We start from the raw sequence: 418 nt of genomic DNA, 5'->3' as shown, positions 1-418 counted from the left end.
TGCCGAGCTCGTTCGGGCGGGTTGAGCTGCCGTTCTGGGTGTAGGTAACGGAAACCGAGGGGATGGACTTAGTAGGCAACTGAAAATTCCTGAACTTTCTTGATCCCTGCAGCCCATGCTGCACCGATAATTTCCTCAGAGGCCAGATAGAACTCACCGCCCAGCCATTCGCCTTCAGCAGCCATAATCGCCTTCATGGCATCTTCACCAACGAGGCCGAGTTTCGAAGAGGGATAAGGAGAACGGCCATCTAGAGAGTTTGAGTGCAGGACGGACCACGAGAATGCCCCTGCAGGCAATGCCGCATTGAACGCATCCCTGCGGGATATCGGGCTAACAGACATCCCTACTTTGACAATTCTTCGCCCATCAGCCGAGCGGCCTAGAAACGCGTTTGTGTCTCCACAGAGTTGTAAGA

Annotated in this window: 1 protein-coding gene; it reads right to left on the bottom strand. The window is 54.3% G+C overall.

The window, feature by feature from the left end; genetic code table 11:
* Positions 1 to 68: 68 nt before the first annotated feature.
* Positions 69 to 418, bottom strand: a 350-nt coding sequence (locus tag AB4091_RS21945; protein ID WP_442295047.1) for a hypothetical protein, incomplete at its 5' end; no start/stop codon positions are given.

It is taken from the genome of Terrabacter sp. 2RAF25, assembly GCF_052115265.1.
Classification (GTDB): Bacteria; Actinomycetota; Actinomycetes; order Actinomycetales; family Dermatophilaceae; genus Terrabacter.
Note: the sequence above shows the minus strand (reverse complement) of the source record. Positions and strands in the feature narration are given on the sequence as shown.